Here is a 310-nt window from a genome sequence, read left to right as displayed (position 1 = left end):
AGAATCTTGGCTCTCCCACCTGGGCTCGAACCAGGGACCTGCGGATTAACAGTCCGTCGCTCTACCGACTGAGCTATGGGAGAATCTGGAAAAGGATTTTAGGCAGGAAAGAGGGCTGGGTCAAGCCTTAATAGCAGAATTAGAGAGAATATCTTGTCGTTTGGTTTAAAAATACTCGAAACATTGATTTTATTCAAAATAATGAAAAATTATTAAATCTTAGAAAAGAAAAAACCCGCAATAAATGCGGGCTTTTAGAATCTTGGCTCTCCCACCTGGGCTCGAACCAGGGACCTGCGGATTAACAGTC

1 tRNA gene is annotated in these 310 nt (G+C 43.2%); it reads right to left on the bottom strand.

Features of this window, described 5'->3' with window-relative positions:
• Positions 1–7 precede the first annotated feature (7 nt).
• A tRNA-Asn gene (locus B806_RS0114030) sits at positions 8–83 on the bottom strand.
• Positions 84–310: the final 227 nt, after the last annotated feature.

Source organism: Acinetobacter sp. TG2027, assembly GCF_000302435.1.
Classification (GTDB): Bacteria; Pseudomonadota; Gammaproteobacteria; order Pseudomonadales; family Moraxellaceae; genus Acinetobacter; species Acinetobacter pittii.
Note: the sequence above shows the minus strand (reverse complement) of the source record. Positions and strands in the feature narration are given on the sequence as shown.